The organism is Halorussus halobius (assembly GCF_004765805.1).
GTDB lineage: Archaea > Halobacteriota > Halobacteria > Halobacteriales > Haladaptataceae > Halorussus > Halorussus halobius.
This window is the reverse complement of the sequence record NZ_ML219773.1, coordinates 554,901-579,264: the sequence shown is the minus strand read 5'-3', so window position 1 is coordinate 579,264 and position 24,364 is coordinate 554,901. Positions and strand designations below refer to the sequence as shown.

The following is a 24,364-nucleotide window of genomic DNA, read 5'->3' as shown; positions in this document are numbered from 1 at the left end:
CGACGACCGACAGCCGGGGGCGAACCGGGAGGGTGCGATGAGAGCGCTCACGTGGCACGGGAAGGAGGACGTCCGCGTCGAGGAGGTTCCCGACCCCGAGATCGTCAACCCGCGCGACGCGATAATCGAGGTCACCGCCACCGCCATCTGCGGGTCGGACCTCCACCTCTACGACGACCACGTCCCGACGATGCGGGAGGGCGACGTGCTGGGCCACGAGCCGATGGGCGAGGTGGTGGAGGTCGGCGACGCGGTCGAGAACCTGGCGGAAGGCGACCGCGTGGTCGTGCCGTTCACCATCAGTTGCGGTTCGTGCTGGTTCTGCGAGCGCGGCCTCTACTCGCTGTGTGACAACTCGAACCCGAACGCCGAACTGGCCCGCAAGACGATGGGCCACTCGCCCGCCGGGCTGTTCGGCTACTCGCACATGCTGGGCGGCTACGCCGGCGGACAGGCCGAGTACCTCCGGGTGCCGTACGCCGACGTCGGCCCGGTGAAGGTGGACTCGGACCTGTCCGACGAGCAGGTCCTGTTCCTCTCGGATATCTTCCCGACGGGGTACATGGCGGCCGAGAACGCCGACATCGAGGACGGCGACACGGTCGCGGTGTGGGGGTGTGGCCCGGTCGGCCAGTTCGCCATCCAGAGCGCGTGGCTGCTCGGGGCCGGCCGGGTGGTCGCCATCGACCGGGTGCCCGAGCGGCTGGGGATGGCGCGCGAACACGGCGACGCCGAGACCATCGACTTCGAGGAAGAGGACGTCTACGACCGGCTGATGGCGATGACCGGCGGGCGCGGACCGGACGGTTGCATCGACGCGGTCGGCTCCGAGGCCCACGGCACGGGACTCGCCGGCGTCTCGGACAAGGCCAAACAGGAGGTCGGGTTGCAGGCCGACCGACCGCACGTCCTCCGGGAGGCCATCAAGTGCTGTCGGAAGGGCGGGACGCTCTCGGTGCCCGGCGTCTACGTCGGCGACGTGGACAACCTCCCGGTCGGCCCGCTGATGAACAAGGCGCTGACGGTGAAGACGGGCCAGACCCACGTCCAGCGCTACCTCGACCCGCTGCTCGAACGTATCGAGGACGGCGACATCGACCCCTCGTTCGTCGTCACCCACGACGAGCCTCTGGAGAAGGGGCCCGAGCTGTACGAGACCTTCCGGGAGAAGGAGGACGACTGCATCAAGGTGGTGCTGACGCCCTGAGGAGGCCACACGCCGCTAGTCGGCGCAGTTCTGGGCCTCGCAGCCGTCGGCGGCGGCGTCGGGCATCTCGTCGATCTCGTAGAGGTTCTGGCGGGCGTCCGCGAAGTAGATGTCCTCCTCGACCACGCCGAGTTCCTCCAGCCGTTCGAGCGCGTAGCGGACGGTGCGAGCCGACAGCATCGACTCCTCGACGATCTGTTTCTGCGTGAGCGCTCCCTTGTACTCGAGTACCTTGAAAACCAGCTTCGCACTCGGCGGGAGGTCGTCGATGTCCTGAAGCTCGGACTGCGTTGCCATCGTTACGAATCGAAACAATCCATCGCCATAAAAGTATTGAGAACGACCCGCATCCGAGCGGTGGTCGCGCGGGCCCCGAGCGTAACAAAAAGGCCTTCAACACGCGTCCACGAACGTTACCTATGGCAACGGAACAGGCGTCCGAGCGACGGTCCTCGCACGTACGAGGCGTCACGGTGACGGCCGTGGCCACGCTGGCGGGCGTCGCCGCCGCGCTCGCCTCGTCGGCGTATCTCGGCAGTGCGGCGACCGACCGACTCGGGTTGGCTATCATGGGCGGGTTCGTGCTCGTCCAGTATCCGGTCTTGCAGGCGTTCGGTATCGACATCAACGGGTTCTCCACGAAGGACCACCTCTACGTGGTGTTCATGACCTTCTCGCTGTGGTTCGTGACGTGGACCATCCTGCTGACCACCGGCGTCACCGTCTGATTATGGCCGAGGACAGCATCGCGGTCGTGGACCTCGAACGGTGTCAACCCGACCGCTGCAACTACGAGTGCAAGAACTACTGTCCGCCCAACCGGACGGGCAAAGAGTGCATCACGCTCCGGGGCGAGGACACCGAGGAGGGCGACCCCGACCAGGTCCACATCAGCGAGGAGATATGCCTGGGCGAGAGCTGTGGCATCTGCGTCGAGAAGTGTCCGTTCGACGCCATCGAGATAATCAACCTGCCCCAGGAGTTGCAGGACGAACCGGTCCACCGATACGGCGAGAACGCCTTCTCGCTGTACGGCCTGCCGATTCCGCTCGAGGGGCAGGTTACGGGCATCCTCGGGCCGAACGGCATCGGGAAGACCACCGCCGTCAAGATACTCGCGGGCGAACTCGCGCCGAATCTCGGCGACCACGCCGACCCGCCGGGCTGGGACGCGGTGCTGGACGCCTACCGGGGCACCGAGCTACAGGACTACCTCGAAGCCGTGAAGGACGGCGACGTGAGCGTGGCCCGCAAGCCACAGTACGTCGACAAGATTCCCGACCGGTTCGACGGCCCGACCTCCGCACTGTTGGAGAACACCGACGAGCGTGGCGTGCTCGACGACCTGCTCGAACGCCTCGAAATCGAGCACGTCGTCGACCAGAACATCGACAGCCTCTCGGGCGGCGAACTCCAGCGGGTCGCGCTGGTGGCGTGTCTGGCGCGGGACGCCGACTTCTACTTCGTCGACGAGATAACGCCGTACCTCGACATCAGCCAGCGCGTCGAGGCCGCTCGCCTGATTCAGGAGATGGCCGAGGAACACGGCAAGTCGATGCTGGTGGTCGAACACGACCTCGCCATCCTCGATCTGGTCGCGGACAACCTCCACGTCGCGTACGGCGAACCCGGCGCGTACGGCGTCATCACCAGCCCCAAGTCGGTTCGGAACGGCATCAACGAGTACCTCGCGGGCTACCTCGACAACGAGAACATGCGCATCCGGCCCGACGCCATCGAGTTCGAGGAGCACGCGCCCCGGACCGCGACCCACGCCGACCCGCTGGTCGAGTACCCCGACCTCACGAAGTCGTACGGCGAGGGCGAGTTCAGCCTCGACGTCGCGGGCGGCACCGTCAACGAGAACGAGGTGCTGGGCATCGTCGGCCCGAACGGCATCGGGAAGTCGACGTTCGCCAAGCTGCTCGCGGGCGAACTGGACCCCGACGGGGGCGGCGAGGCGCTACGCGCCTCGGGAACGTCGACCGGCGACGAACCGGGAGCCGACCTCGACCTGAACCTCGACATCGCGTACAAGCCCCAGTACATCGAAATCGACCAGTCGATGCGGGTCGACGTCTTCCTGCGGTCTATCACCGACCGGGTCGGCACCTCCTACTGGGACACCGAAATCGCCCAGCCGCTCCAGCTCGAACGCATCATGGAGCAGAACCTGCTCGACCTCTCGGGCGGCGAGCGCCAGCGGGTCGCCATCGCGGCCACGCTGTCGGAGACCGCCGACCTCTACCTGCTGGACGAGCCCAGCGCCTACCTCGACGTCGAACAGCGGGTGCGCGCGACCCAGGCCATCCGGCGGTTCGCCGAACAGCAGGACGCCACCGTGATGGTCATCGACCACGACATCTACATGATAGACCTGCTCGCCGACCGGCTGATGGTGTTCGACGGCGAGCCGGCGGTCCACGGCCGCGCCAGCGAGCCCAAGGGGATGCGCGAGGGGATGAACGACTTCCTCGCCAACCTCGACGTCACCTTCCGGCGCGACGAGAACGTCGGGCGGCCCCGCATCAACAAGCCGGGGAGCCAACTCGACAAAGAGCAGAAGAAGGACGGCGAGTACTACTACGCGCCGTAGCTCGGTGAGCGGCGCGTCGACGCCTCGCCGACGCGCTCGCGCGGAGAACCGAACGATTTTCGTGAGTCGAACCTTAGGCCCCACCCAGTGACACGACTCCCCGAGTGGCTCGGCACGGGCCACGAGCGGCGGGCCAAGCTGCTCGCGTGCCTCGCGGTCGTCTGCCTCGCGGTCGCCACGGCCGGCGTGCTGGCAGCCCCCGACCGGCCCCGGCTGACCGTCGACGACGAACCGCCCGAGAACAACACCTACGTCGCGCTCCAGGGGTATCAGGACGAAGGTCGGGCCATAGAGGTCGCGCCCGACGGGGAGCTCGTCTGGGAGTACGACGACACCGACGACGTGTTCGACGTGGAGGCGCTCGGGCCCGACCGGGTCCAGATATCGACCGCCGACGAGATTCCCGACGCGGAGTGTCCCGAACAGTACCGGAACGACGGCTTCCGCAACTGCGTTCGGAACAGCCTCCGCATCGTCGAGCAGTCGACGAACGACGTCGTCTGGGAGTACGCGTGGTACGACGCCGAACTCCACGAACACGAGCTTCACGACGCCGACCACTACACCGTCGCCGCCGACGGGAACGAGACCGGTCGCGAGGACCGGTGGGTGCTGGTCGACATGGGCAACGACCGCGTGTTCTCGGTGGACCGCGACGGGGAGATTCTCTGGGAGTGGAACGCGACCGAGACGTACGACCGGCCCGACGGGATGGGACCGGAGGGCGACTGGACCCACATGAACGACGTCGACCGGCTCGAACCCGGCGTCTTTCAGGTCAGCCTCCGGAACTTCGACACCGTGGTCGAACTCCACGTCGAGAACGCGTCGGCGGGCGACGCCGACGACGCGGCGTCGCCCGCCGGCAGGTCAGACCGCGAGGTGACCGTCGAACCCGTGGTCGGTCCGAACAGCTTCTCGGGGAGCGGCGGCCCGCTGTACGAGCAGCACAACCCCGACCGACTGGCCGACGACCACCTGCTGGTCGCCGACAGCGAGCACGACCGCGTGGTCGAGTTGAACGCGGACAACGAGGTGGTCTGGGAGTTCGGCGGGAGCGCGACCCTGAAGTGGCCCCGGGACGCCGACCGCCAGTCGAACGGTCACACGCTCGTCACCGACTCCTACAACGACCGGGTCGTCGAGGTCGACGAGAACGGCGAGGTCGTGTGGGCGGTCGAGACCGGCGGACTCCCCTACGAGGCCGACCGCGTCCCCGGCGAGGGGAGCGCCGACCGGCCGACCGCCGCCCACGCCGACCTGGCCGGGGGCGGCCGGGAGTCGCTCGTGAGCCAGTACCTCGGCTACGTAATCGCGCTCGTGAAGTACGTCCTGCCGGCCGGGCTGGACGAGCAGGCGCTCACACTACTGGTCGCGGCCGTCTCGGTGCTGGGCGCGGCGGTCGAGGGCGTCCGGTGGCGGGGCGTCAGCCTGCCCGCGTCGCTGCGTCGCGGGTCCCGCGAGTAGAAGACCGTCGCGGTCGTCCGACGGCCGGCGCTCCCGTCGGCAGGTAGCGCGTCGGCGGCGCTACTCGTCGGCGGGCGGCGCGTAGTCGGCGGCGCTCGGGCGCGGGAAGTTGTCGATTGTCTCGGACCGGAACGCCTCCTCGTCGAAGCTGTACTCCCCGTCGAAGAAGTCCATCAGCGTGTGGGTGTCGCGCATCGCGTTCTTGAGGCTGGTCGACGCGCCGGGCGACGGCGTGATGTTGAAGATGACGTCGTCGCCGACGATCTTGGCCTCGCCCATGTCGAGGGTCTTGCCCGACGTGTCGACGATCTGCGGGCGGACCCCGCCGTAGCCTTCGGCCCGGGAGATGTCGTCGAGGTCGGCGCTCGGGACCACCTTCTGGACGTGCGGGAGGAACTCCTTGGCCCCGACCTCGGGCAGGTCGTAGACGAGGTTCCGGAGGACGTACGGCAGCAGGATGCGGTCGGCGAGGATGTTGCCGTAGCTGAGGAACGCGTCGAGGTCGAACCCGAACACGTCGAGGAAGTCGCCGACGGTCGAGAGTTCCCCGCGTTCGAGCGCCGGGACGAGCTTGGCGGTCGGCCCGAACCGCGTCACGGAGGGGTCGTGGACGTCGGCGTCGCCGTGGACCGCCGCGAACGGGAGCTTCTTCATCTGGAGGGTGTACACCTTCCCGTTCAGGAAGTCCTCGGCGAGGAAGAAGCTCCCGGCGATGGGGAGTAGAACCTTGTCCTCGCCGTAGCCCAGTTCCTTGGCGATCTGGAGGCTGTGGGAGCCTGCGGCCACGACGGCGACGTCGCAGTCGAACCGACCCTCGGTGGTTTCGAGGGTGTAGCCGTCGAGGGTGGGCGTGATGTCGACGACCTCAGTGGAGGTGTAGACGTCGACGTCGGGCTCCTCGGTCGCCCGGTCGACGAACGACTCCGAGGTCGCGCCGTAGTCGACCGTGTAACCGTCCGGGGTCCGGAGCGCCAGCATCTCCTCGTCGGGGTCCCGGCCCTCGACCACGTTGGGCTCGTAGTCGGCTATCTCCTCGCGGCCGATGGGTTCGAGTTTGGGGAACAGGTCGCCAAAGCCCTCCTCGTGGTAGCGGTCTTCGAGTTCGGCGACCTCGTCGTCACCGACCGCCAGCACCATCTTGTTGCGCTTGGCGTGCATCTCGCGGTCGGGGTCGTTGTTCTCCAGATACCCCGCGAGCATCTCCGCGCCCTCCTTGACCTCCTCGGCCTTCTCGAGGGTGTAGTTGGTCTCGATGTCCCCGAAGTGGAGGGTCTGGGAGTTGTTCGTGTGGTGGGAGTTGATCGCCGCTATCTCGGATTCCTTCTCTACCAGCGCGACGGAGTCGATATCGGTGAACTTCGCGGTCGTGTACAGCAACGACGCGCCACTGATACCCCCGCCGACGATTACGAGGTCGTACTTTCCGGACATGATTCGACGTTCGTCTTACCTAGTGAGCTTCGGCCGTTTAACTCATGTTCTTCGCGGCAATCCCTCGATGATTACCGACCTGTATTTCGACTATTGTCGTTCAATCGCGGATATCGAGCGGTAGAAGCCACGAAGCGGGAGAACGGGACCCAGGGGTCGACAGCCCGCGCCGCCCTACAGCACGTCGCGTTGACACGACCCGCAGAGGTTCTCCTCCTTGACGTCGACCTCGCGGACGGTCGGCGAAAAGTTCATCACGCACCGGGAGTTGTCGCAGTGTTCGAGCCCGAGCGTGTGGCCGATCTCGTGGACGACCTCCTTGCGCACCCGGTCGGAGAATATCTCGGTCGCGCTCCGGTTCGAGAACCCGCCGTCGCTGGAGGTCTGGAGCCGGTAGGTCGAGATGACGCTCCCGTTGCCGTCGAGGTACGCGAGGCCGAACACGTAGTTCCGGCGGCGGTAGAACAGGTCCTCGGGCGTGATGGCGATGTTCTTCTCCCCGCTGCCCACCCGGCCCGCGAGTTCGATGAACTCCTCGGCGCGGTACTGGTCGCGCTTGTCGTCGTGGGCCCCCTCGGGAATCGGATGGGCGTCGTGGATAGTGACCTCGCAGTCGTAGACCGAGCGCAGAGCGGTCGAGGCCTGTCGTTTGACCGTCGCGGAGAGGTCCCCGACCGGAACGACGTCGACGAGCATGGGAACCACTATGGGGGAGCGGCCCATAAACTTCCCGCCGTGGTACCCCGGACCCGTCGTGCCATCGTCGGCCGTCTGTCGGAGTTCGAGCGCCTCGTCGAGGTCGGAATCGGCAACCGGACCGAGGTGGCCGCCGCGCTGGCCGACGCCGGCAAGCGCGTCACCGCGACCGACGTCCGGCCGCGCGAGGTGCCCGAGAACGTCCGGTTCGAGCGCGACGACGTCGTCGACCCCGACCTCGCGCTCTACCGGGACGCCGACGCGGTCTACGCGCTGAACCTGCCGCCGGAACTCCACCGCCCGGCGCGCGACCTCGCGCGCCGGACGGACGCCGCCTTCCTGTTCACGACGCTCGGGGGCGACCCGCCCGCGATTCCGGTCGCCCGCGAGACGATTCCGGGCGAGACGATGTTCGTGGCCCGCGAGTAGGCCCGTTTCGTCGGATTCCGCCGGGAGGCTTTTGTTCGCGACTCCCGGCGGACGGTGCGTGCCCGGCCCACCCGACCCCGCGGAGATATTCGACCGCGCGGTCGCGGAGGGCGAGCGCCGGCTCGACCAGTCGGCGCTCGAACTGGTCTCGACCAGTTTCATCCGTGGTTCACCGTCGTTTTCGGGATGGCGGCGCTGGGCATCGTGGAGGCGGCGGTCGAGCCCCGGTTCGGCGCGTTCCTCGGGGCGGAGTCGGGGCCGCTGGTCGAGACCACGGTCGTCGTCACCGCCGGGAACCTCGTGGGGGGCTCGGGCTGGTCACGCTCAGCCACGTGGCGCAGGTGAAAGGGGCGCGCGAGCCGTGAGGACGGCACCGGGAGTCTGCCCATCGAACGTTAAAATAGTAGCACCGGGCGTAGAATGAACGCCGGATTATTAGAACTGATTACTGGGGAGCCAGATATTTATAAGGAATGTTCATAGTTCGCGTCGATGCCCCGAGAAGTACTCGAAGACACGGCCGACTACACCATCGAGTGGGACGACGACATCGACGCCGTCGTCCACACGTGGACCGACTTCACCACCGGCGAGGAGTTCCGAGCGGGAGCCAACTCGCTGCTCGACGCCATCGAGGACCAGAACGCCTCGAAGCTGCTCATCGACACCCAGAACGTGAAGGCCCACGAGGACGAGGACAAGGCGTGGCTGGCCGAGGAGTGGACGCCGAGGATAATCGAAGCGGGCGTTCGACACAGCGCGCAGGTCCACCCCGACAGCGTCATCTCCAAGATGGAGATGGAGAACCTCGGCGAGGAGATGGACGACGTGCCGTACGACCACTTTCTCACGAGCGACGTCGAGGAGGCCCGCGAGTGGCTCGCCGACCAGTAGCCCGGAGGTCGGAAGAGCCTTCAACCGGCGCTGACTACCCCCGGACATGCAAGCCGACGCGGTCGTGCTGGACGTCGACGGGGTGTTGGTGGACGTTGCCGACTCCTACCGCCGGGCCATCGTGGAGTCGGTCGAAGTCGTCCACGGCGACACAATCGAGCGGGCCGACGTCCAGTCGTTCAAGGACGCCGGCGGGTTCAACAACGACTGGGACCTGACCGCCGCCGCCGCCCTGTTCGTCCTCGCACGCGGCGAGGGACTGGAACTCGACGTCGAGGAGTTCACCGACCGAATCGCCGAACGTCGGGCCGCCAGCGCCGGCGCGGCCTCGGCCGACGGCCTCGCGGCCGCCGAAGCGGTCGTCGACGAGGCGCTCGCGGCGTCGGCCCGCGAGCGCGTTCGGGCCGACTGGGACCCCGAGCGCCTCCGGGACGTGTTCCAGCAGTTGTACCTCGGGTCGGACCGCTACGCCGACATCGAGGGCGGGACGCCCGACCTCGATACGCCGGGGTTCGTCCACGACGAACCGGTGCTGGTCGAACCCGAGACCCTCGACGCGCTGGCCGAGTTCCACCTCGGCGTGGTGACGGGGCGACCCGCCGCCGAGGCCGACATCGCGCTCGACCGGGCGGGGCTGGACCTGCCCGACGACCACCGGTTCACCATGGACGACTGGGCGGAGGGCAAGCCCCACCCGCGCGCGCTGGTGACGCTGGCCGAGCGATTCGACGCCAGCCGGGTTGTCTACGCCGGCGACACGCTCGACGACGTGCGGACCGCCCGAAACGCCGACGAGGCCGACCCGGAGCGGGACTACGACGGCGTCGGCGTGCTGACCGGCGGCCTGACCGGCGCGGCGGGCCGCCGAGCGTTCGAGTCGGCCGGCGCGGACGCCGTGGTCGAGTCGGTGAACGACCTCCCGGACCTATTGGGATAGGGAAATTTATCAGTCGACTCGCGGTACCACGACCCGATGGACTGGTCTCGACTCGGCGGAGCCGTCTCCGACGGCCTTCTGTTCGCGTTCGTGCTCGGGTCGGTGATGTCCCCGCCCGACCCGTTCACCCAGCTGTTGTACGCCGGCCCGGCGGTGGCCGTGGCGGTCCCGGTCCTCTACCGGTACCGCGACCCCGCCGGACGGTGGTGGGCTCGGTACGCGGTCTTCCTCGCGGGCGTCCTGGGGGTCGCGCTCGCGTGGCGGCTGGTGGCGTTCGCGGTCGGCGCGTCGGCCACCGGGGTCCCGGCGGCGGCGTCGGTCGTCGGCGTCGCGCTCGGCGCGTGGCTGGCCTTCTTCGGCGGCGCGGGTCGCGCCCGGGAGGTGGTCGCGTGAACTGGCTGGCAGTCGAGCGCGCCGCGTGGACGCTCGGCGTCGGCGGGTTCCTCGCGGTGCTGGTCGGGTCGCTGGTCGCGCCCGACCCGACCGCGTTCTGGCCTTACGCGGTCGGCTCGCTGGTGGTCGGACTGCCTGTCGCGCACTGGTATCTCGACCACCAACTCGACGAACTCGCGGCCGACCGCGCCGGTCGGCTGACGCTGTTTTTCCTCGTGCTGTTCGGCTCCGTGTACGTCGGCTTCCGGGCGGTCGAACTGGTGGCTGTCCCGGACAGCGTACTCGACCTGGCCGGGCGAGTGGTGGTACTGCTCGTCGCGCTGTCGGTCGCCCGTCGGACGGCGGGTCGGGACGGCGAGTAGCGGCGACCGACCCGCGCCGCGATGGGGACCGGACGCGACCCTCCGGAGTGAGAATACTTAATCCGTCGCCGGGACGAATGGCGGGTATGCGAATCGCACTCCTCGGCGGAACCGGCGACATCGGACAGGCGCTCGCGCTCCGGTGGGCGCGGGACACCAGCCACGAGATACTCGTCGGGTCGCGGGACCCCGAACGGGCGCGCGGCAAGGCCGACGAGTACGAGACCGAACTGGCCAGCGTCGGCGTCGAGCGCGAGGTGAAGGGGTTCGGAAACGAGATGGCCGCCGACCGGGCCGACGTGGTGGTGTTGGCGGTGCCGGCGTACCACGTCCGGGACACCCTCGCGTCGGTGGCCGACCGCATCGCGGACGCCGACGTGCTCGTCTCCCCGGCGGTCGGGATGGACCGCGACGAGGATGGGTTCCACTATCAGCCCCCGAAGGCCGGCAGCGTCACGCGACTGGTCGCCGACGCCGCGCCCGACGGCGTCCCCGTGGTCGGCGCGTTCCACAACCTCTCGGCCGACCGACTCGCCAACCTCGACGTCGACCTCGACCTCGATACGCTCGTGGTCGGCGACGACGGCGACGCCGTCGAGACCGTGGTCCAGCTCGCCGAGGGAATCGAAGGACTGCGCGCGCTCCCCGCGGGCGGAATCGCGAACGCGCCGGAGGTCGAGAGCATGACGCCGCTGCTCATCAACCTCGCGATGGAGAACGAGGGCATGCACGACGTGGGCGTGCAGTTCGAGTAGCGCGGTCGGAGGCGGTTAGGACGCGCTTACTTCGCGGGATACGTTCTCACACGCGAGCAATCAGGGATTTCGATACGTCGGCGAACCGAGACAACCACCGACACGATTATAAGGTTGGTGTGCATTACCATACCACGTATGGCGACCGCATCGACCGACGACGAACTCTTCGACGAGTTCCTATCCGAGCGCGGCCACGAGACCGAGAACGCCGGCTGGCAGGACGACCACAACAAGAAACAGTGTCCGGACTGTGGCGGCCTCCACGAGACGTCGGCGACGGAGTGTTCGGTGTGCGGTTGGCGACCCTGACAAGATACGGCAGCCCGCGACCCCGCCGGGACGCGGTGTTTCGCTGACCGCCCGGCCCGAACGCCGGGACCGTTCGACCGCGAGCCGGGACCGCGGCCGGCGAGCGCGCGGAGACGATTGCTCGTTCCGGCGTCTGTACGCCGGTATCCGTCGAATTTTGCGTTCGAGAGGCTTCACTCGGTTGTTTTCTGCCGTCGTCGGAGTGTCGATAGAAATATATTGTAATATTTCCGTAGTGCCACAGGAGAGATGCCAGAGTGCCAGAACTGCGGCGCATTCGTGACCGACGCCTACGCGCGAGTGTTCACGCCTCGGGGCGTCGAGAACCCCCGAGTGTGCCCGGAATGCGAGGACAAGATACGAGACGGTAGCGAAGTTCGCGAAGCTCGGTCACCGCGAAACACCTCCTGACGCGCGGTCGGTCGCCCCGGTCGGTCACCTGGCTTCGGAGCCCCTCGTCCGCCCGCGACGGCGGCCGGTCCGATTCACCTCGTTTTATGAGTCCGGGACACATGGGATTGGGGTAATGAGCCAGGACACGGCCCAACGAGTGACCCGCCTCTTCGGTGGCCCGGGAAGCGGGAAGACGACCGAACTCCTCAACCGCGTGGAAGATATTCTCGACGAGGACGACGTCGACGTCAACGATATCCTGCTGGTCTCGTACACCCGGGCGGCCGCCAACGAGGTCCGCGAGCGCCTCGCCGAGCGCCGGGACCTCAACCCCCGCTCGCTCCAGGGGACGGTCTGTACGATGCACGCGAAAGCCTACGAACTGCTCGACCTCTCCCGGAACGACGTGGTCGGCGAGTCCGACAAGAAGGAGTTCTGCGAGGACTTCGGCGTCGAGTTCGAGGACGAGTACAGCGGCGCGGGCCGCCGGACCGCCCGCTCGACCACGCTGGGCAACAAGATAATCGCCACCAGCCAGTGGCTCCAGCGCACTCGCCGGGACGTCGCCGACTGGTACGACGTCCCCTTCCAGTGGAACGACGAGGAGGTCCGACTCCCGCCGGACATCGACCCGAACGCCCAGGAGGGCAACAAGTACACCCCGACGTGGCCCAGCGACGACGACCGGCTCGACGTGCCCGAGGCGATTCGGGCCTGGCGCGCCTACAAGGGCGAGGAGGACCTCGTCGGCTTCGCGGACATGCTCGAACGGGTTCGACAGCGCTCGCTCCTCCCGAACGTCGACTACCTCGTCATCGACGAGTTCCAGGACATCACCAGCCTCCAGTACGACGTCTACGACGAGTGGAAGCCCCACATGGACCAGGTGCTCATCGCGGGCGACGACGACCAGGTCGTCTACGCGTGGCAGGGTGCCGACCCCAAGCTCCTGCTCGACGAGGGCGGCGACGACGTCATCCTCGACACCTCCCACCGACTCCCCTCCGAAATCCTCCAGGTGGTCCAACAGGAGGTCCGCCACATCGACGAGCGACAGGAGAAGAACCTCTCGCCCCGCAAGGAGGGCGGCGCGGTCGAGCAGGTCGACAGCCCCTCGATGCTCGAACTCGTCCGGAACGTCCGGTACACCATCGAGGAACACGACGGCACCCTGATGTTGCTGTTCCGGGCGCGCTACCAGATGTTCCGGTTCATCGACGAGTTCATCGACGAGGGCATCCCGTTCAAGTGCCTGACCGACCAGCGGATGTGGACCGAGCGGCTCCAGCAGTACGTCGACGCCGTCGAGAAGGTCGACGACGAGGAACCCATCACCGGCCTGCAGGCCCGGCGGCTGGCCGACATGCTGCAGGACTCGGCGTTCGGCACGAGCGAGCGCGACGAGTTGTTCGACGCCATCGACGAGCGCGAGGCGGAGGCCGACACCGACGACCTCGCGGAGATAGAGGTCGACCCCGACTTCGTGACCGACTTCGCGCCGTTCATGCCCGGCCCGGCCTCGGCGGCCGACATGGTCCGGAAGGTCACCAGCTTCCAGAAGAACTCGATGAAGGCGTACTTCTCGAGCGACTATCAGGACGTGGCGGCCGACCGCGTCCGCATCGGTACCATCCACTCCGCGAAGGGTCGAGAGGCCGACCACGTGTTCGTCGCCACCGACCTGACCGAGAAGGTGGTCGAGCAGATGGCGGCAACGGTCGACCAGGCCGCCCTCCCCGACGACGTCGAGGAGTTCACCTCCACCACCGACCCCGTGCCCACGCTGACCGACAACGAGCGACGGGTGTTCTACGTGGGCATGTCCCGCGCGCGCGAGCGACTCGTCGTCATGGAGAACCTCGTCGGCGGCGCGCCGACCCTCCCCATCGACGTGTTGCTGTACAACGAGCGCAACGGCGAGGGCGTCGCGGACGTGGTCGGCGAGGTCGAAGAGCCGCCTGCCCAGTGAGCGACGTCGCCGGGTCCCCCACTCTACGGCATTCGGCGAGGAACTCGCACAACAGGTGCGCCCGAGCACGGCCTCGGACCTCCTGACCCGAAGGGGTCGGTCCGCTCGGCGATGCCCTCCCGACAGTCGTGCGAGCGTCGCCAAATTTTGGTACTTCCCCTTTGGGCAGTATTTATCTTGGAGAAATTAATGTGGGGATTATCACAGCTAAAAATCCGGCGCGAACGTTTATATAAACGGGTTATCCTGTTCCGTCCATGGTCCAATCGAAGGGGAACAGCGAGCGGACGTACGGGACTGACCACCGCGGGGCGCACGCCGAGAGCGAGACGCGGGACCGGGCGGGCGAACGTGTCGCGACCGGGTCGGGTGGGGGCAGATGAAGATACGAACCAAGCTGGTCGTGTTGCTGCTCGCCATCTCGCTGGTCCCGGTCTCGGCGGTGGGCGTGGTCGGGCTCCAGAACATGCAGCAGTTGGGGACGTACGCCCAGGACGAGAGCGCCGCCCACCTCGAGCGCCAGATAACCAGCGAACTCAACACCACCGTCGACTCCAGGCACGAGGAGCTGGAGAACCTGCTCGACGCGCGACGCATCGACGCGCTCACGCTCGCGAACTCCACGCCGATGCGCAACTACGAGGCCGCGAGCGCGGGCGAGATGGAACTGACTCGCGAGCAGAACCAGCAGCAGGTCGGCCGGACCGCCCTGCAGTTGCACGACACCGTCGAGACCACCAGGCGGACGATTCTCGACGTCAAGTACGACGGCCGCGAGTGGGCCGAGCTCTCGGCGGCCGAGCAACGGCAGGTGAAAGACGAGGTCGAGCGTCGGCTCTTCGGGACCGACGGCGACGGCGTCGCCCCGAACGGCACGCTCTCGGCGGCCGCCCAACCGGGCTACGTCGGGTCGTCGGGCTATACCTACGTGACCGACCTGGAAGGTGACGTGGTCGCCCATCACGACCTCGAAGACGGGTACAACCTCCTGGACGACGCCGGCCTGACCATGTACAGCGACGTCCAGTCAAGCATCCGGTCGACGCCGGCCGTCCGGAACGGGAGCGAGTGGGGCGTCGCCGAGTACGACTGGGAGGACACAACCCAGACGGGCAACCCGACCGAGGAGAAGTTCATCGCCTACACCTACCACGAGGAGTTCGACTGGGTCATCGCGCCGAACGTCTACTACTACGAGCTCCAGACCGCGGCGGTCGAGGACGCGCGCAGCGGCATCAGCGAGTCGTTCCGGAGTTACCTGAACGAGCGTTCGGTCACCGTCCAGGGCGGTGAAGCGCCGGCCTACGACGAGATCGTGCTGACCGACGACACCGGGCAGGGGGTCATCCGAACGGTCAGGGACGAGGCCGGCGAGGTGTCCTCCCAGTCGGTCGAGAACACCTCCTACGCCGACGAGGCGTGGTTCGGCGGCGCGGAGTCGCTCGGTGACGGCGAGGTCTACGTCGGCGACGTGGAGATGGTCGACGGCAGACAGATGATGTACATCGCGACGCCGGTGTACCACGACGGCGAGTTCGCGGGCGTCGTCTCGCTCAGGTTCAACTTCAGCATCATCTCGGGGCTGACGAACACCGTCACCGTCGCCGAGACCGGCCACCTGACGCTCGTCAACGCCGACGGTCGAGTGCTGAGCCACCCCGACCGGGCCGTGGTCGGGACGAACATCGGCGACGAGTCGTACGCGGGGGCGCTGGCGACCGTCGCCCAGAACCGGATACTGGCCGGCGAGACTGGCCTCGACACGTACACCCGCTCCGAGGACGACGGGGAACACGGCTACTACGTGTCGTACGCGCCCCTCGAGTTCAGCGACAGGGAGTACGCGCTGCTCGCGACCGCCCCCGAGGAGGACGTGAACGCACCCGCCCTCGCGCTGGGCGAGGCGCTGAGCGACCGGACCGAGACGGCGCGGAACGTCGTCCTCCTGCTGCTCGGGGGCATCCTCGTGGTCGTGTTAGGGCTGGGGTACAAGGCGGCCGAGTACTTCTCGACGCCCATCGAGGGCGTCCGCGACCGGGCGACCGCGCTCGCGGAGGGTCGGTTCGACGAGGAAATCGAGGTCGACGCGGGCGACGACGAGATCGGCGAGCTCGTCGACGCGTTCGACGAGATGCAGGGCAACCTCCGGCGGCAGGTCGACGAGCTCCGGAGCGTCAGCCGGGGCCTCGGCGAGGGGGAGCTCGACCAGGACGTCGACACCGACCTCCCCGGCGAGTACGGGGCCATCATGACCGACATCGAGGAGGGCATCGACAGATTGCAGACCGGCTTCGGCGAGATTCGACGCGCCAGCCGGAACGTGAAGGCGGGCGAGCTCGACCAGGACGTCGACACCGACCTCCCCGGCGAGTACGGGGCGGTGCTGGCCGACCTCGAATCCGGGGTCGACCAGCTCGGCCGGAGCTTCGACCGGATACGCGACGCCAGCCAGCAGTTGCGCGACGGCCGCCTCGACCAGGACCTCGACGACGACCTGCCGGGCCAGTACGGCGAGGTGATGGCCGACCTCGACGCCGGGCTGGCCGAGGTCGAGCGCAGTTTGGCGGAGGTCAAGGACCTCGCCGACCAGTTCGCGGGGGTCAGCGACCAGACCGCCACCAGCGCCGAGGAGATCGACGCCGCCAGCCAGGAGACCGCCGAGTCGGTCGAGGAGATCGCCTACGGAGCCGAGCGACAGACCGAGAAACTGCAGACGGCCGCCGGCGAGATGAACGACCTCTCGGCGACCATCGAGGAGGTCGCCTCGTCGGCCGACGGCGTGGTCGACACCGCCAGCGAGGCGGCCGCCCTGGCCGACCGGGGCCGGGAACACGCCGCCGACGCCACCGAGGAGATAGCCGCCATCGAGTCGGAGGCCGACGCCGCCGTCGGACAGGTCGAGGGGCTCGAAGACCAGATAAAGGAGATAAACGAGATCGTCGGGCTCATCACCGAAATCGCCGAGCAGACCAACCTGCTCGCGCTCAACGCCTCCATCGAGGCCGCCCGGGCCGGCGAGGCCGGCGAGGGCTTCGCGGTCGTGGCCGACGAGATAAAGCAACTCGCCAGCGAGGCCGGCGACGCCACCGACGAGGTCGAGGAACTCATCGACGAGATACAGGACTCGGCCGACGACACGGTCGGCGACATGCGCTCGATGCAACGGCGCGTCGAAACCGGCTCGGAGACCATCGAGGACGCGATCGACATGTTCGACGACATCGCCGACGTCGCCGAGGAGGCCGAGCACGGCGTCGAGGAGATATCCGACGCGGCCGACGACCAGGCGGTCTCGACCGAACAGGTCGTGGCGATGGTCGACGAGGTGTCGAGCGTGAGCCAGCAGACCGCCGCCGAGGCCAGCACCGTCTCGTCGGCGACCGAGGAGCAGACCGCCGCCATCAACGACGTCTCGCGCAACGTCAAGACCGTCTCGGAGTCCGCGCGGACGCTGAAGGAACTCGTCGACCAGTTCGAGGTCCGCGACGCGGAGGCGTCGGTCGGAGCCGAGGCCGAGAGCGAGGTGGACCCCGACGTCGAGGCGGATTCGGAGGCTGGTGCGGACCCGGACGTCGGACCGGACCCGGACGCCGACATCGAGACGGACTCGGAGTTCGAGCCGGCCTCACCGGTCGCCGACGGCGGCCGGTCGGACGACGACTGAGCCGTCCCACCCCTCACTCCTCGTCATCCGGCGTCTTCGCCACCGTTCCGACCGCCTTCCGCGCGACCGCACCCGGCACGTCTTTCGGCGTGGTCAGATACTCCTCCAGCGCGACCATCAGTACCGCGACGACCACGAACCCCGTCCCCGACAGGAGTCGCCCGTCCAGAAGGAACTGGAGTCCGAGCAGGCCGACGGGGAGCGCGAACACGAGGGTCGCGGCGAGTTGGATGGTCCCCATGATGCCCGTGTCGCTCATGCCGGTTGGTATCCGGCGGGGCGTGAAAAAGTCCCCGGCGTGCCGGAACCGACACGGCTGGGTGCGGGTGGATGCGGTGCTGGGCGGTGCGGATGCGGTACTGAGTGGTGCGGATGCGGTGCTGGGCGGTGCGGATGCGGTACTGAGTGGTGCGGATGCGGCGCGGTCTCTCAGAGGTCTCGGCAGTAGCTAGCTCGAACGATTCGAGAGGAGGACAAGTGGAGACGACGGCAGGGAACGGCGCGGAAACGATACGGCGAAAAGATGACGCGAGAGCGATACGGCAAAACGACGACGCGGGGACGACGACGATAGGGAACGACGACGCTGCTTCTACTTGAGCCACCGAGTACCGCAACTGCGACCGCACAGCGCCGCCCCGCAACCGCGTCCGCGCCCCGTACGGCGTCCACACACCGGCCACGCAACGCTCCCCGACAGCGCCGCGACGCTACTTCCGCAACCCTTTTCATCCGACCGAACCCACAGATATGACATGTTTACCGGAATCGTTGAGGAGACGGGCGAGGTGGTCGCCGCGACCGAGACCGACGACGGGCGACGCCTTCGCATCGAAGCCGACGGGGTGGCCGAGGACCTCGACCGCGGCCAGAGCGTCAGCGTCAGCGGGGCCTGCCTGACCGTCGAGGAGTACGGCCCGGACTGGTTCGAGGTGTTTCTGGCGACCGAGACCGTCGAGAAGACGTATCTGGGCGACCTGACGGTCGGCGACCCGGTGAACCTCGAACGGGCGATGCCCGCCGACGGTCGGTTCGACGGCCACGTCGTGCAGGGCCACGTCGACGCGACCAGCGAGGTCACGGGCGTCCGACAGGTGGGCGAAGACTGGGAGTACGAATTCGCCATCCCCGAGGCGTTCGACGGCTACGTCGTGGACAAGGGCTCGGTCGCGGTCGACGGCGTCAGCCTCACGGTCGCCGAGCGCGGCGCGGACGCCTTCTCGGTCGCGGTCATCCCCGAGACCCGGCGCGTGACCACCCTCTCGGGGAAGGAACCGGGCGACCCGGTGCATCTGGAAGTCGACGTCGTCGCCAAGTACGCCGAGCGACTGCTGGCCGACGCCGGATACGAGGCCGGGGACGCGAGCGACGCCCGCGAGGCGTCGCGGACCGACTGAAAGAAGGTCCGCTGTGGGTCGTCGGAGTTCGACTCACTCCGAATCGCTCGCGGGCCGGTCGTCGGCGGCGTCTTCCTCGCGGGCCTCGACGCCGTCGGTCCCGTCCGGTTCGTCCGCAACCGACCCTCCGGCGGCGTCCTCGGTGACTGCGTGGTCGCGCTCGCCGCGTTCGTCCGCGTCGACGTTCCCGTCGTCGACGCTCGACGCCTCGGCGTCTCCGGCGGCACTGGCCCGGAATGCCTCGTCCTCGCTCCCCTCGAAGCTCACGTCCCGGTTCATGTCGACCTGTCGGTAGGCGTTCCGGTACCGCGCGATCTTGCGGTAGAGCAGGTAGCCGAACACGCCGTCGTACACCACCACGAACCCGAGGAACGCCACGCCCGGCGCGACCGCGACCCCGAGGAGTTCGAGCGCCGCGGGGAGGTAGGTCACGGCGGAGTTGTAGGTCGCGTGGATGAACGCCGCGATGAGCAGTCCCTTGATGACTATCGGGCCGGCGTCGTCGCGGTTGAACTTGGCGAGTCCGAGGTAGTAGCCCGCGAACGCCGAGTAGATGACGTGGCCCGGTCCCGCGAGCAGGCGGGCGGCAGCGGTCTGGCTCGCGCCGACGATGGCGTCGGTCCCGGCCGCCGTCGCCCCGGCGAACCCCTGCGTGATGTAGAGGGCGTTCTCGATGGTGGCGAACCCGAGGCCGGCGACCGCGCCGTACACCGCGCCGTCGACCACCGCGTCGAATTGGTCGCTTCGGAAGGCGTAGAGCCGAACCGCGAGCCACTTGACCGTCTCCTCGACCGGCGCGACGACGAAGAAGTAGAACAGCACGGTCCCGACGAGCGGAATCAGCGAGAACACCAACTGGAACGTGGTGTTGATGACGGCCGCGAAGCTCGCCAGCAGGACGCCGAGCAGGAACGTCATCGCCAGCAGCGACAGCGGCTCCGACGTGGTGACGTCGGCGTACCAGATGTACGCCGCCAGCCCGAACGCCGGCACTATCGACAGCAGGACCAGCGCAGCCACGACCGGGTTCCGGAACGAGACGAGCGCGACCCCGAACAGCACCAGTTCCACCACGACGATAAGGAGGACGAACAGGCCGGCGACGTACGGCGCGACCGCGCTCGACAGCCCGTAGATGGCGGTCGACGCGGCGTCGAGCCAGCTCCGGCGTTCCCACGTCGCCACGTCGTAGAGGTCGGCGGAGTCGGTCGCGCTCTCCGCGACCGGGTCTCGGTCTGGGTCCATGCCCGGGCGTTCGGATTCCAGAACCAACTATCTGGCCTCCGAAGAAACCTAATACGTATTAATAGAGGTTAGATACCATTAACACGTTGGGGAGAACTTTTTTCATACGGAAAGACCGAGAAACTCGTCAACGATGACGTACCGAAGCGAGAGCCGGGGCATCCTGTACACAGCCCCGCCGGAGGGGAACGGCGAGGACGTACGACCGGAAGAATCGACAGACACAAACCGAGACGGACGAGTCGACGAGCCGTCCGACGACGCAATCGAGACCGGCGAGGCGGCCGCGGACGACGCGACGGAGACGCCCTCGCTGGAGCCGACGACCGCGACGACCGACGCCAACTGGACCGGCTCGGTCCCCGCCGACGACTGAGAGCCGGCCGCCCGACCCCGGACGTGGTCTGACGCGCTCGGAGGACCCACCGGCGTTCGATGGCCCGCCGAGCGCGGGGCCTCAACAACAATGTGTGCCGAGTCCCAACGCTCGGCCGTGATACGACCCGACCTGACCGACCGGACCGCGCTGGTGACCGGCAGCGCGACGGGCGTGGGGCGCGAACTGCTGTACGCGCTGGCCGAGCGGGGCGCGTCGACGGCGGTCCACTACCGGACCAGCCGCGACGCCGCCGAGGCCGTCGCCGACGAGGCCCGCGAGCGCGGCGCGCCCGACGCGACCGCCGTGCAGGGCGACGTGGCCGACCCCGACGACGTGGCCGACCTGTTCGACCGAATCGAGGCCGACCTCGGGACGGTCGACGTGCTGGTGAACAACGTCGGCCCCTTCGCGCCCGACCACTGGGAGACGATTAGCTTCGAGCAGTGGAACACCGTCCTCCAGGCCAACGTCAACGGCACCTACCTCTGCTGTAAGCGCGCGCTACCGGGGATGCGCGAGCGCGAGTGGGGCCGCATCGTGAACGTCGGCTACGCGAGCGCCGAGAAGGGGATGGTGAACCCGAAGAACGCGCCGTACTTCATCGCCAAGCAGGGCGTGTTGATGTTCACCCGGATGCTCGCCAGCGACACCCAAGACGACGGCATCACGGTCAACGCGGTCTCGCCCTACGTGGTCGAGAACTCCGACGAGTTCCCCGAGGACCTCCCGCGCGGGCGGCCCGCCGGCTTCGAGGACGTGGCCCAGGCCGTCCTCTTTTTCCTCGACGAGGACAGCGACTACCTCAGCGGCGAGAACGTCGAAGTCGACGGCGGCTGGCTGCCCGAGACGGTGTAGTCCCGCGCGGACCGCCCAACGTCACCACGCCTCGCGCAGCACCGCCTCGACGGCCTGGGCGCTCGGGTCGAGTCCCGCCGGCGCGCGCTCCATCGGGTGGTCGTCGACGACGAACGCGGCGATGGCGGGCAGGTCGGCCTCCCGTGTCTCGGGCAGGTCCCGAAGCCGCGTCGGCGCGCCGAGCGCGTCCCGAACCGAGGCGACCGCCTCGACCACCGCCTCGCCGACCTCGTCGTCCGAGCGACCGGCGGTCTCGACGCCGAGGCCCTCGGCCAGCAGGTCGCGAGCGGCGTCCACTTCCCCGAAGAGATATCGGAGGACGTGGGGCACCACGACCGCGTGGACCGCGCCCTGCTGGACGTCGTACCGGCGGGCGAACCCGTGGCCGACGGCGTGGACGACCGAGACCTTCCGGTCGAGCTGGACCAGCAGCGAACCGACGACCGCCCGCTCTATCGCGTCGGGGCCGGCGGCCTGCTCGCCGTCGACGACCTCGGGAAGCGCCTCGCTCAGCAGGCGGAGGCCGTGGACCGCCGTCGCGTCGCTCGCGGGGTTGGCGTCACGGGCGTACGGCGTCTCGATGCCCTTGTCGAGGCCGTTCATCGCCGACCCGGCGAGCACGCTCGCGGGCGTGGTCTCGAACAGCGCGGGGTCCGCGAAGTCGGCGACCGGCATCGTCGTCCCGCTGGCGAGGACGGGCTGGTCGGTCGGCGACTCGTCGGCCGACAGCACTCGCAGCGACCCGCCGGCCGACACGTCCGCGCCCGCGAACGTCGTCGGAACGACGACGACCGGCGGGCGCTCGCCGGGAGCAGAATCCGGCGGCGCGACCGCGCCGCGCTCGCGGGCTTCCTCCCGGAGGTCGGCGAGCGCCCGGCCGTCGGGCGCGAACGCGCTGGCCTGCCGGGCCACGTCGAGGCTGCTGCCGCCGCCGACGCCCACGAGAACGTCGGCGTCGACCTCGCGCATCGCGTCGATCGCCTCGAACGCGGACTCGGCGGGCTTGCCGGGCGTGGTCCCGTCGAACACGCCCGCGAGCCGCTCGCCCAACCCCGCCTCGATGGGGGCCATCAGGTCGCGGTTCGCGCCGACGTTCGACCCGCAGACCACGAGCGCGCGGTCGCAGTCGCGGTCGGCGAGGTACTCGCCGAGTCGGTCCGCACAGCCCCGACCGAAGACGAGGTCGCAGCCGCGGTAGTCGTACTCGAAGGCGTCGGCTATCGGGAGCATGTCGGTGGGTTGGGCCGCGACCGCCATGAACCCACCAGTCGGGGCTTCGAACGCGGGTCGGGGCCCGGGTGCGCCCCGGACCAAACCGCCCCGGTTCAGGAGTCGTCGGAGCGCCAGCCCCGCGACTCGGGCGGCCAGTCCTGTCGCCCCTCGGCCACCTGGACCGCCTCGTCGACCAGCGCCTCGTGGTGGCGCACCACGTCGGTCACGGTGATGATGCCGACGATCTCCATGTCCTCGACGACGGGAAGCTTCTTCACCTCGTTGTCGCGCATCCGGCCGACGGCCGTCCGGACCGTGACGCCCGGCGGAATCGTCACCAGCGAGTCGCTGGCCACCTTCGTCACGGGAATCTCGGTGAACGGCCGCTCGGAGAGGTAGCCCGCCTTCAGGGTGTCCGTCTCGGTCAGGATGCCGGCCGGGTCGCCGTCGCGGGTGACGACGACGCTGCCGACGCCCTCGCGGAGCATCCGGCCGACCGCCCGCTGGAGCGGGGCGTCGGCCGGGACCGTCACCACGTCGGTCGTCATCGCCTCTCGAACGAGCATACCGGAAGCTGTCGCGGGCGGTACGTCTTTGTTTGGGTGGAGTCACCCCGACAACAGCTTCTTCAGGTGCTCGACCGAGAAGAAGGAGGTCGGCCTGTCCATGTGGACCCCGATCTCGCCCGAGAACGCCGACAGCCCGGCGTGCTGGACGCGCTCGGGCAGCGAGTAGCACTTGCGAATCCAGTGGCCCAGCCGTATCTCGGTACTCAATTCGTCGCGCCACGCGTCCTCGTAGTCCCGCAGGGTGGCGGGTCGCTCGGGGTCGATAGTTCGGGCGGCGTGGTCGGCGGCGGTCATGCCGTAGAGGATGCCGCCGCCGGTAAAGGGCTTGGTCTGGGCGGCGGCGTCGCCGAGCAGGAACCCGCGACGGCTCGTCACCGTCTCGGGCGGGCCGACCGGAATCATGCCGGCGCAGAACTCGGCGGTCTCGACGTCGTAGTCGTCGGTGAACTCGGCGAACAGGTCGGTCGCGGAGGGGTCCGACCCCGGCGGGGCCGCGAGGCCGTACTCGACGCCGGCCTCTCCCCGAGGGATGCGCCACGCGAAAAAGCGCGGGGCAGTCAGGTGGACGTCCACGAAGTCCCCGGGGTCGTCCTCCTCCGAAAAGGCCAACACGCCCTGTAGCTTCTCGCCGGGGCCGGGGAGGCCGAGTTCCGACCGGACCCGCGACACCGGGCCGTCGCAGCCGGCGACCATTCGCGCGGCGAACGTCTCGGTGCCGTCGGGCGTGCTGGCGGTGACCACCACGCGGTCGGCGCGCTCGTCGACCGCCTGCACGCTGTGGTTCTCCCGAACGTCGGCCCCGGCGTCGCGGGCCGCGTCGGCGAGTTCCCGGTCGAGGCCGACCCGGTCGATGACGTTCGAGACGGCCTCGCGCTTGTAGAAGGGGTAGTGGTCGCTGTCGGGGCCGCCGACGTGGAACCGCGCGCCGTACACCTCGTTCTGGAGGAGTCGGTCGCGCGCGCCCTCGGGGGTGAACTCCCAGACGTCGGTGCTGACGTGGCCCGAACAGGCCAGCGGGTCGCCGACCGCGCCCCGTTCGAGCGCCAGCACGTCGTACCCCCGTTCGGCCGCCCGGCGGGAGAACCGCGACCCAGCCGGTCCGACCCCGACCACCACGAAGTCGTACATCGGTCGCTCGTACGTCGCTGGGACCCAAGTATTCACCGCTCGCCGGTCGGCGCTCGGTCGGTCGGTCGTCTCAC

General features: G+C 68.5%; 26 protein-coding genes and 1 pseudogene. 19 read left to right on the top strand and 8 right to left on the bottom strand.

Translation table 11 applies throughout. From position 1 onward, the window contains the following. Window positions 1-37 precede the first annotated feature (37 nt). A complete protein-coding gene (locus EPL03_RS02840; protein ID WP_135827821.1) occupies window positions 38-1,207 on the top strand; it encodes a zinc-dependent alcohol dehydrogenase in 1,170 nt (389 codons plus the stop codon). Between the two features lie 15 nt (window positions 1,208-1,222). Here the strand turns inward: EPL03_RS02840 and EPL03_RS02835 are convergent, their stop codons facing one another. Next, window positions 1,223-1,504 carry a helix-turn-helix transcriptional regulator gene (locus EPL03_RS02835; RefSeq protein WP_135827820.1) on the bottom strand — a complete coding sequence of 94 codons (282 nt, stop codon included), beginning with the start codon at window positions 1,502-1,504 and terminating at the stop codon, window positions 1,223-1,225. 122 nt (window positions 1,505-1,626) lie between these two features. On the opposite strand from EPL03_RS02835, the gene EPL03_RS02830 reads away from it, so the two are divergent. The 3 genes from EPL03_RS02830 (at window position 1,627) to EPL03_RS02820 (ending at window position 5,270) form a co-directional block, all read left to right on the top strand. After that, the gene (locus EPL03_RS02830) at window positions 1,627-1,935 is read left to right on the top strand and encodes an EMC6-like membrane protein (protein WP_135827819.1); all 309 of its coding nucleotides are present in this window, start codon (window positions 1,627-1,629) and stop codon (window positions 1,933-1,935) included. A gap of 2 nt (window positions 1,936-1,937) precedes the next feature. Beyond that, window positions 1,938-3,803, top strand: a complete 1,866-nt coding sequence (locus tag EPL03_RS02825; RefSeq protein WP_135827818.1) for a ribosome biogenesis/translation initiation ATPase RLI — start codon at window positions 1,938-1,940, stop codon at window positions 3,801-3,803. A gap of 87 nt (window positions 3,804-3,890) precedes the next feature. Continuing rightward, the gene (locus EPL03_RS02820; protein WP_135827817.1) at window positions 3,891-5,270 is read left to right on the top strand and encodes an aryl-sulfate sulfotransferase; all 1,380 of its coding nucleotides are present in this window, start codon (window positions 3,891-3,893) and stop codon (window positions 5,268-5,270) included. Between the two features lie 60 nt (window positions 5,271-5,330). Here the strand turns inward: EPL03_RS02820 and EPL03_RS02815 are convergent, their stop codons facing one another. Both EPL03_RS02815 and EPL03_RS02810 read right to left on the bottom strand, forming a co-directional pair. Further along, the gene (locus EPL03_RS02815) at window positions 5,331-6,701 is read right to left on the bottom strand and encodes an FAD-dependent oxidoreductase (RefSeq protein WP_135827816.1); all 1,371 of its coding nucleotides are present in this window, start codon (window positions 6,699-6,701) and stop codon (window positions 5,331-5,333) included. A 174-nt stretch (window positions 6,702-6,875) separates the two neighbouring features. Next, a complete protein-coding gene (locus EPL03_RS02810) occupies window positions 6,876-7,397 on the bottom strand; it encodes an archaemetzincin family Zn-dependent metalloprotease (RefSeq protein WP_135827815.1) in 522 nt (173 codons plus the stop codon). A gap of 39 nt (window positions 7,398-7,436) precedes the next feature. Between EPL03_RS02810 and EPL03_RS02805 the strand changes: the two genes are divergently transcribed. The 12 genes and pseudogenes from EPL03_RS02805 to EPL03_RS02765 all read left to right on the top strand — a co-directional run bounded on the left by EPL03_RS02805 (window position 7,437) and on the right by EPL03_RS02765 (window position 17,505). Further along, entirely contained in the window at window positions 7,437-7,826 is a 390-nt protein-coding gene (locus tag EPL03_RS02805; protein ID WP_244605186.1) for a UPF0146 family protein, read from the top strand. A 58-nt stretch (window positions 7,827-7,884) separates the two neighbouring features. After that, window positions 7,885-8,060, top strand: a pseudogene (locus EPL03_RS20695) (formate/nitrite transporter family protein); the annotation flags it as partial. 258 nt (window positions 8,061-8,318) lie between these two features. After that, a complete protein-coding gene (locus EPL03_RS02795) occupies window positions 8,319-8,720 on the top strand; it encodes an STAS/SEC14 domain-containing protein (protein ID WP_135827813.1) in 402 nt (133 codons plus the stop codon). Between the two features lie 46 nt (window positions 8,721-8,766). Next, window positions 8,767-9,657, top strand: coding sequence for a TIGR01548 family HAD-type hydrolase (locus tag EPL03_RS02790; RefSeq protein WP_135827812.1), 891 nt, complete (start codon window positions 8,767-8,769; stop codon window positions 9,655-9,657). A 36-nt stretch (window positions 9,658-9,693) separates the two neighbouring features. Next, the gene (locus tag EPL03_RS02785; RefSeq protein ID WP_135827811.1) at window positions 9,694-10,050 is read left to right on the top strand and encodes a DUF7534 family protein; all 357 of its coding nucleotides are present in this window, start codon (window positions 9,694-9,696) and stop codon (window positions 10,048-10,050) included. Beyond that, window positions 10,047-10,412 (top strand): hypothetical protein, encoded by a 366-nt coding sequence (locus EPL03_RS02780; protein ID WP_135827810.1) that lies wholly within the window; start codon window positions 10,047-10,049, stop codon window positions 10,410-10,412. Before EPL03_RS02785 ends, EPL03_RS02780 begins: the two co-directional genes overlap by 4 nt. A gap of 86 nt (window positions 10,413-10,498) precedes the next feature. After that, window positions 10,499-11,167: an NADPH-dependent F420 reductase gene (gene npdG, locus EPL03_RS02775; RefSeq protein ID WP_135827809.1), complete on the top strand. Its 669-nt coding sequence runs from the start codon at window positions 10,499-10,501 to the stop codon at window positions 11,165-11,167. Window positions 11,168-11,305: 138 nt separating this feature from the next. Next, on the top strand, window positions 11,306-11,479 hold the full coding sequence (locus EPL03_RS19740; protein ID WP_168216167.1) for an HVO_0416 family zinc finger protein: 174 nt from the start codon (window positions 11,306-11,308) through the stop codon (window positions 11,477-11,479). Between the two features lie 249 nt (window positions 11,480-11,728). Continuing rightward, the gene (locus tag EPL03_RS20830; protein WP_253483020.1) at window positions 11,729-11,890 is read left to right on the top strand and encodes a DUF7563 family protein; all 162 of its coding nucleotides are present in this window, start codon (window positions 11,729-11,731) and stop codon (window positions 11,888-11,890) included. A 115-nt stretch (window positions 11,891-12,005) separates the two neighbouring features. After that, window positions 12,006-13,841 (top strand): UvrD-helicase domain-containing protein, encoded by a 1,836-nt coding sequence (locus tag EPL03_RS02770; RefSeq protein ID WP_135827808.1) that lies wholly within the window; start codon window positions 12,006-12,008, stop codon window positions 13,839-13,841. Window positions 13,842-14,098: 257 nt separating this feature from the next. Further along, window positions 14,099-14,224, top strand: a complete 126-nt coding sequence (locus tag EPL03_RS20600) for a hypothetical protein (RefSeq protein ID WP_280178818.1) — start codon at window positions 14,099-14,101, stop codon at window positions 14,222-14,224. Beyond that, on the top strand, window positions 14,221-17,505 hold the full coding sequence (locus EPL03_RS02765) for a methyl-accepting chemotaxis protein (protein ID WP_135827807.1): 3,285 nt from the start codon (window positions 14,221-14,223) through the stop codon (window positions 17,503-17,505). The genes EPL03_RS20600 and EPL03_RS02765 overlap by 4 nt, the downstream gene beginning before the upstream one ends. A 13-nt stretch (window positions 17,506-17,518) precedes the next feature. Here the strand turns inward: EPL03_RS02765 and EPL03_RS02760 are convergent, their stop codons facing one another. Then, window positions 17,519-17,764 (bottom strand): DUF7533 family protein, encoded by a 246-nt coding sequence (locus tag EPL03_RS02760; RefSeq protein WP_135827806.1) that lies wholly within the window; start codon window positions 17,762-17,764, stop codon window positions 17,519-17,521. A 496-nt stretch (window positions 17,765-18,260) separates the two neighbouring features. On the opposite strand from EPL03_RS02760, the gene EPL03_RS02755 reads away from it, so the two are divergent. Next, window positions 18,261-18,902, top strand: coding sequence for a riboflavin synthase (locus EPL03_RS02755; RefSeq protein ID WP_135827805.1), 642 nt, complete (start codon window positions 18,261-18,263; stop codon window positions 18,900-18,902). Between the two features lie 33 nt (window positions 18,903-18,935). Here EPL03_RS02755 and EPL03_RS02750 read toward each other — a convergent pair whose 3' ends face one another. Next, window positions 18,936-20,147 carry a PrsW family intramembrane metalloprotease gene (locus tag EPL03_RS02750; RefSeq protein ID WP_135827804.1) on the bottom strand — a complete coding sequence of 404 codons (1,212 nt, stop codon included), beginning with the start codon at window positions 20,145-20,147 and terminating at the stop codon, window positions 18,936-18,938. 133 nt (window positions 20,148-20,280) lie between these two features. On the opposite strand from EPL03_RS02750, the gene EPL03_RS02745 reads away from it, so the two are divergent. Together EPL03_RS02745 and EPL03_RS02740 are read left to right on the top strand one after the other, a co-directional pair. Then, on the top strand, window positions 20,281-20,523 hold the full coding sequence (locus EPL03_RS02745; protein WP_244605184.1) for a hypothetical protein: 243 nt from the start codon (window positions 20,281-20,283) through the stop codon (window positions 20,521-20,523). A gap of 117 nt (window positions 20,524-20,640) precedes the next feature. Next, complete coding sequence (locus EPL03_RS02740; RefSeq protein WP_168216166.1) at window positions 20,641-21,381, top strand: SDR family NAD(P)-dependent oxidoreductase; 741 nt, start codon at window positions 20,641-20,643, stop codon at window positions 21,379-21,381. A gap of 21 nt (window positions 21,382-21,402) precedes the next feature. On the opposite strand, the gene EPL03_RS02735 is transcribed toward EPL03_RS02740, so the two are convergent. The 3 genes from EPL03_RS02735 to EPL03_RS02725 form a co-directional block, all read right to left on the bottom strand. Beyond that, a complete protein-coding gene (locus tag EPL03_RS02735) occupies window positions 21,403-22,611 on the bottom strand; it encodes an iron-containing alcohol dehydrogenase family protein (protein ID WP_135828566.1) in 1,209 nt (402 codons plus the stop codon). Between the two features lie 95 nt (window positions 22,612-22,706). Further along, complete coding sequence (locus tag EPL03_RS02730; RefSeq protein ID WP_135827802.1) at window positions 22,707-23,159, bottom strand: CBS domain-containing protein; 453 nt, start codon at window positions 23,157-23,159, stop codon at window positions 22,707-22,709. Window positions 23,160-23,201: 42 nt separating this feature from the next. Continuing rightward, window positions 23,202-24,290 carry a geranylgeranyl reductase family protein gene (locus EPL03_RS02725; RefSeq protein WP_135827801.1) on the bottom strand — a complete coding sequence of 363 codons (1,089 nt, stop codon included), beginning with the start codon at window positions 24,288-24,290 and terminating at the stop codon, window positions 23,202-23,204. Window positions 24,291-24,364 lie beyond the last annotated feature (74 nt).

Coding starts and splice junctions, on each gene's coding strand:
- EPL03_RS02840 (WP_135827821.1), top strand. CDS start 38: ATGAGAGCGCTCACGTGGCACGGGAAGGAGGACGTCCGCGTCGAGGAG.
- EPL03_RS02835 (WP_135827820.1), bottom strand. CDS start 1,504: ATGGCAACGCAGTCCGAGCTTCAGGACATCGACGACCTCCCGCCGAGT.
- EPL03_RS02830 (WP_135827819.1), top strand. CDS start 1,627: ATGGCAACGGAACAGGCGTCCGAGCGACGGTCCTCGCACGTACGAGGC.
- EPL03_RS02825 (WP_135827818.1), top strand. CDS start 1,938: ATGGCCGAGGACAGCATCGCGGTCGTGGACCTCGAACGGTGTCAACCC.
- EPL03_RS02815 (WP_135827816.1), bottom strand. CDS start 6,701: ATGTCCGGAAAGTACGACCTCGTAATCGTCGGCGGGGGTATCAGTGGC.
- EPL03_RS02810 (WP_135827815.1), bottom strand. CDS start 7,397: ATGCTCGTCGACGTCGTTCCGGTCGGGGACCTCTCCGCGACGGTCAAA.
- EPL03_RS02795 (WP_135827813.1), top strand. CDS start 8,319: ATGCCCCGAGAAGTACTCGAAGACACGGCCGACTACACCATCGAGTGG.
- EPL03_RS02790 (WP_135827812.1), top strand. CDS start 8,767: ATGCAAGCCGACGCGGTCGTGCTGGACGTCGACGGGGTGTTGGTGGAC.
- EPL03_RS02785 (WP_135827811.1), top strand. CDS start 9,694: ATGGACTGGTCTCGACTCGGCGGAGCCGTCTCCGACGGCCTTCTGTTC.
- npdG (WP_135827809.1), top strand. CDS start 10,499: ATGCGAATCGCACTCCTCGGCGGAACCGGCGACATCGGACAGGCGCTC.
- EPL03_RS19740 (WP_168216167.1), top strand. CDS start 11,306: ATGGCGACCGCATCGACCGACGACGAACTCTTCGACGAGTTCCTATCC.
- EPL03_RS20830 (WP_253483020.1), top strand. CDS start 11,729: ATGCCAGAGTGCCAGAACTGCGGCGCATTCGTGACCGACGCCTACGCG.
- EPL03_RS02770 (WP_135827808.1), top strand. CDS start 12,006: ATGAGCCAGGACACGGCCCAACGAGTGACCCGCCTCTTCGGTGGCCCG.
- EPL03_RS20600 (WP_280178818.1), top strand. CDS start 14,099: ATGGTCCAATCGAAGGGGAACAGCGAGCGGACGTACGGGACTGACCAC.
- EPL03_RS02765 (WP_135827807.1), top strand. CDS start 14,221: ATGAAGATACGAACCAAGCTGGTCGTGTTGCTGCTCGCCATCTCGCTG.
- EPL03_RS02760 (WP_135827806.1), bottom strand. CDS start 17,764: ATGAGCGACACGGGCATCATGGGGACCATCCAACTCGCCGCGACCCTC.
- EPL03_RS02755 (WP_135827805.1), top strand. CDS start 18,261: ATGTTTACCGGAATCGTTGAGGAGACGGGCGAGGTGGTCGCCGCGACC.
- EPL03_RS02750 (WP_135827804.1), bottom strand. CDS start 20,147: ATGGACCCAGACCGAGACCCGGTCGCGGAGAGCGCGACCGACTCCGCC.
- EPL03_RS02745 (WP_244605184.1), top strand. CDS start 20,281: ATGACGTACCGAAGCGAGAGCCGGGGCATCCTGTACACAGCCCCGCCG.
- EPL03_RS02735 (WP_135828566.1), bottom strand. CDS start 22,611: ATGCTCCCGATAGCCGACGCCTTCGAGTACGACTACCGCGGCTGCGAC.
- EPL03_RS02730 (WP_135827802.1), bottom strand. CDS start 23,159: ATGCTCGTTCGAGAGGCGATGACGACCGACGTGGTGACGGTCCCGGCC.
- EPL03_RS02725 (WP_135827801.1), bottom strand. CDS start 24,290: ATGTACGACTTCGTGGTGGTCGGGGTCGGACCGGCTGGGTCGCGGTTC.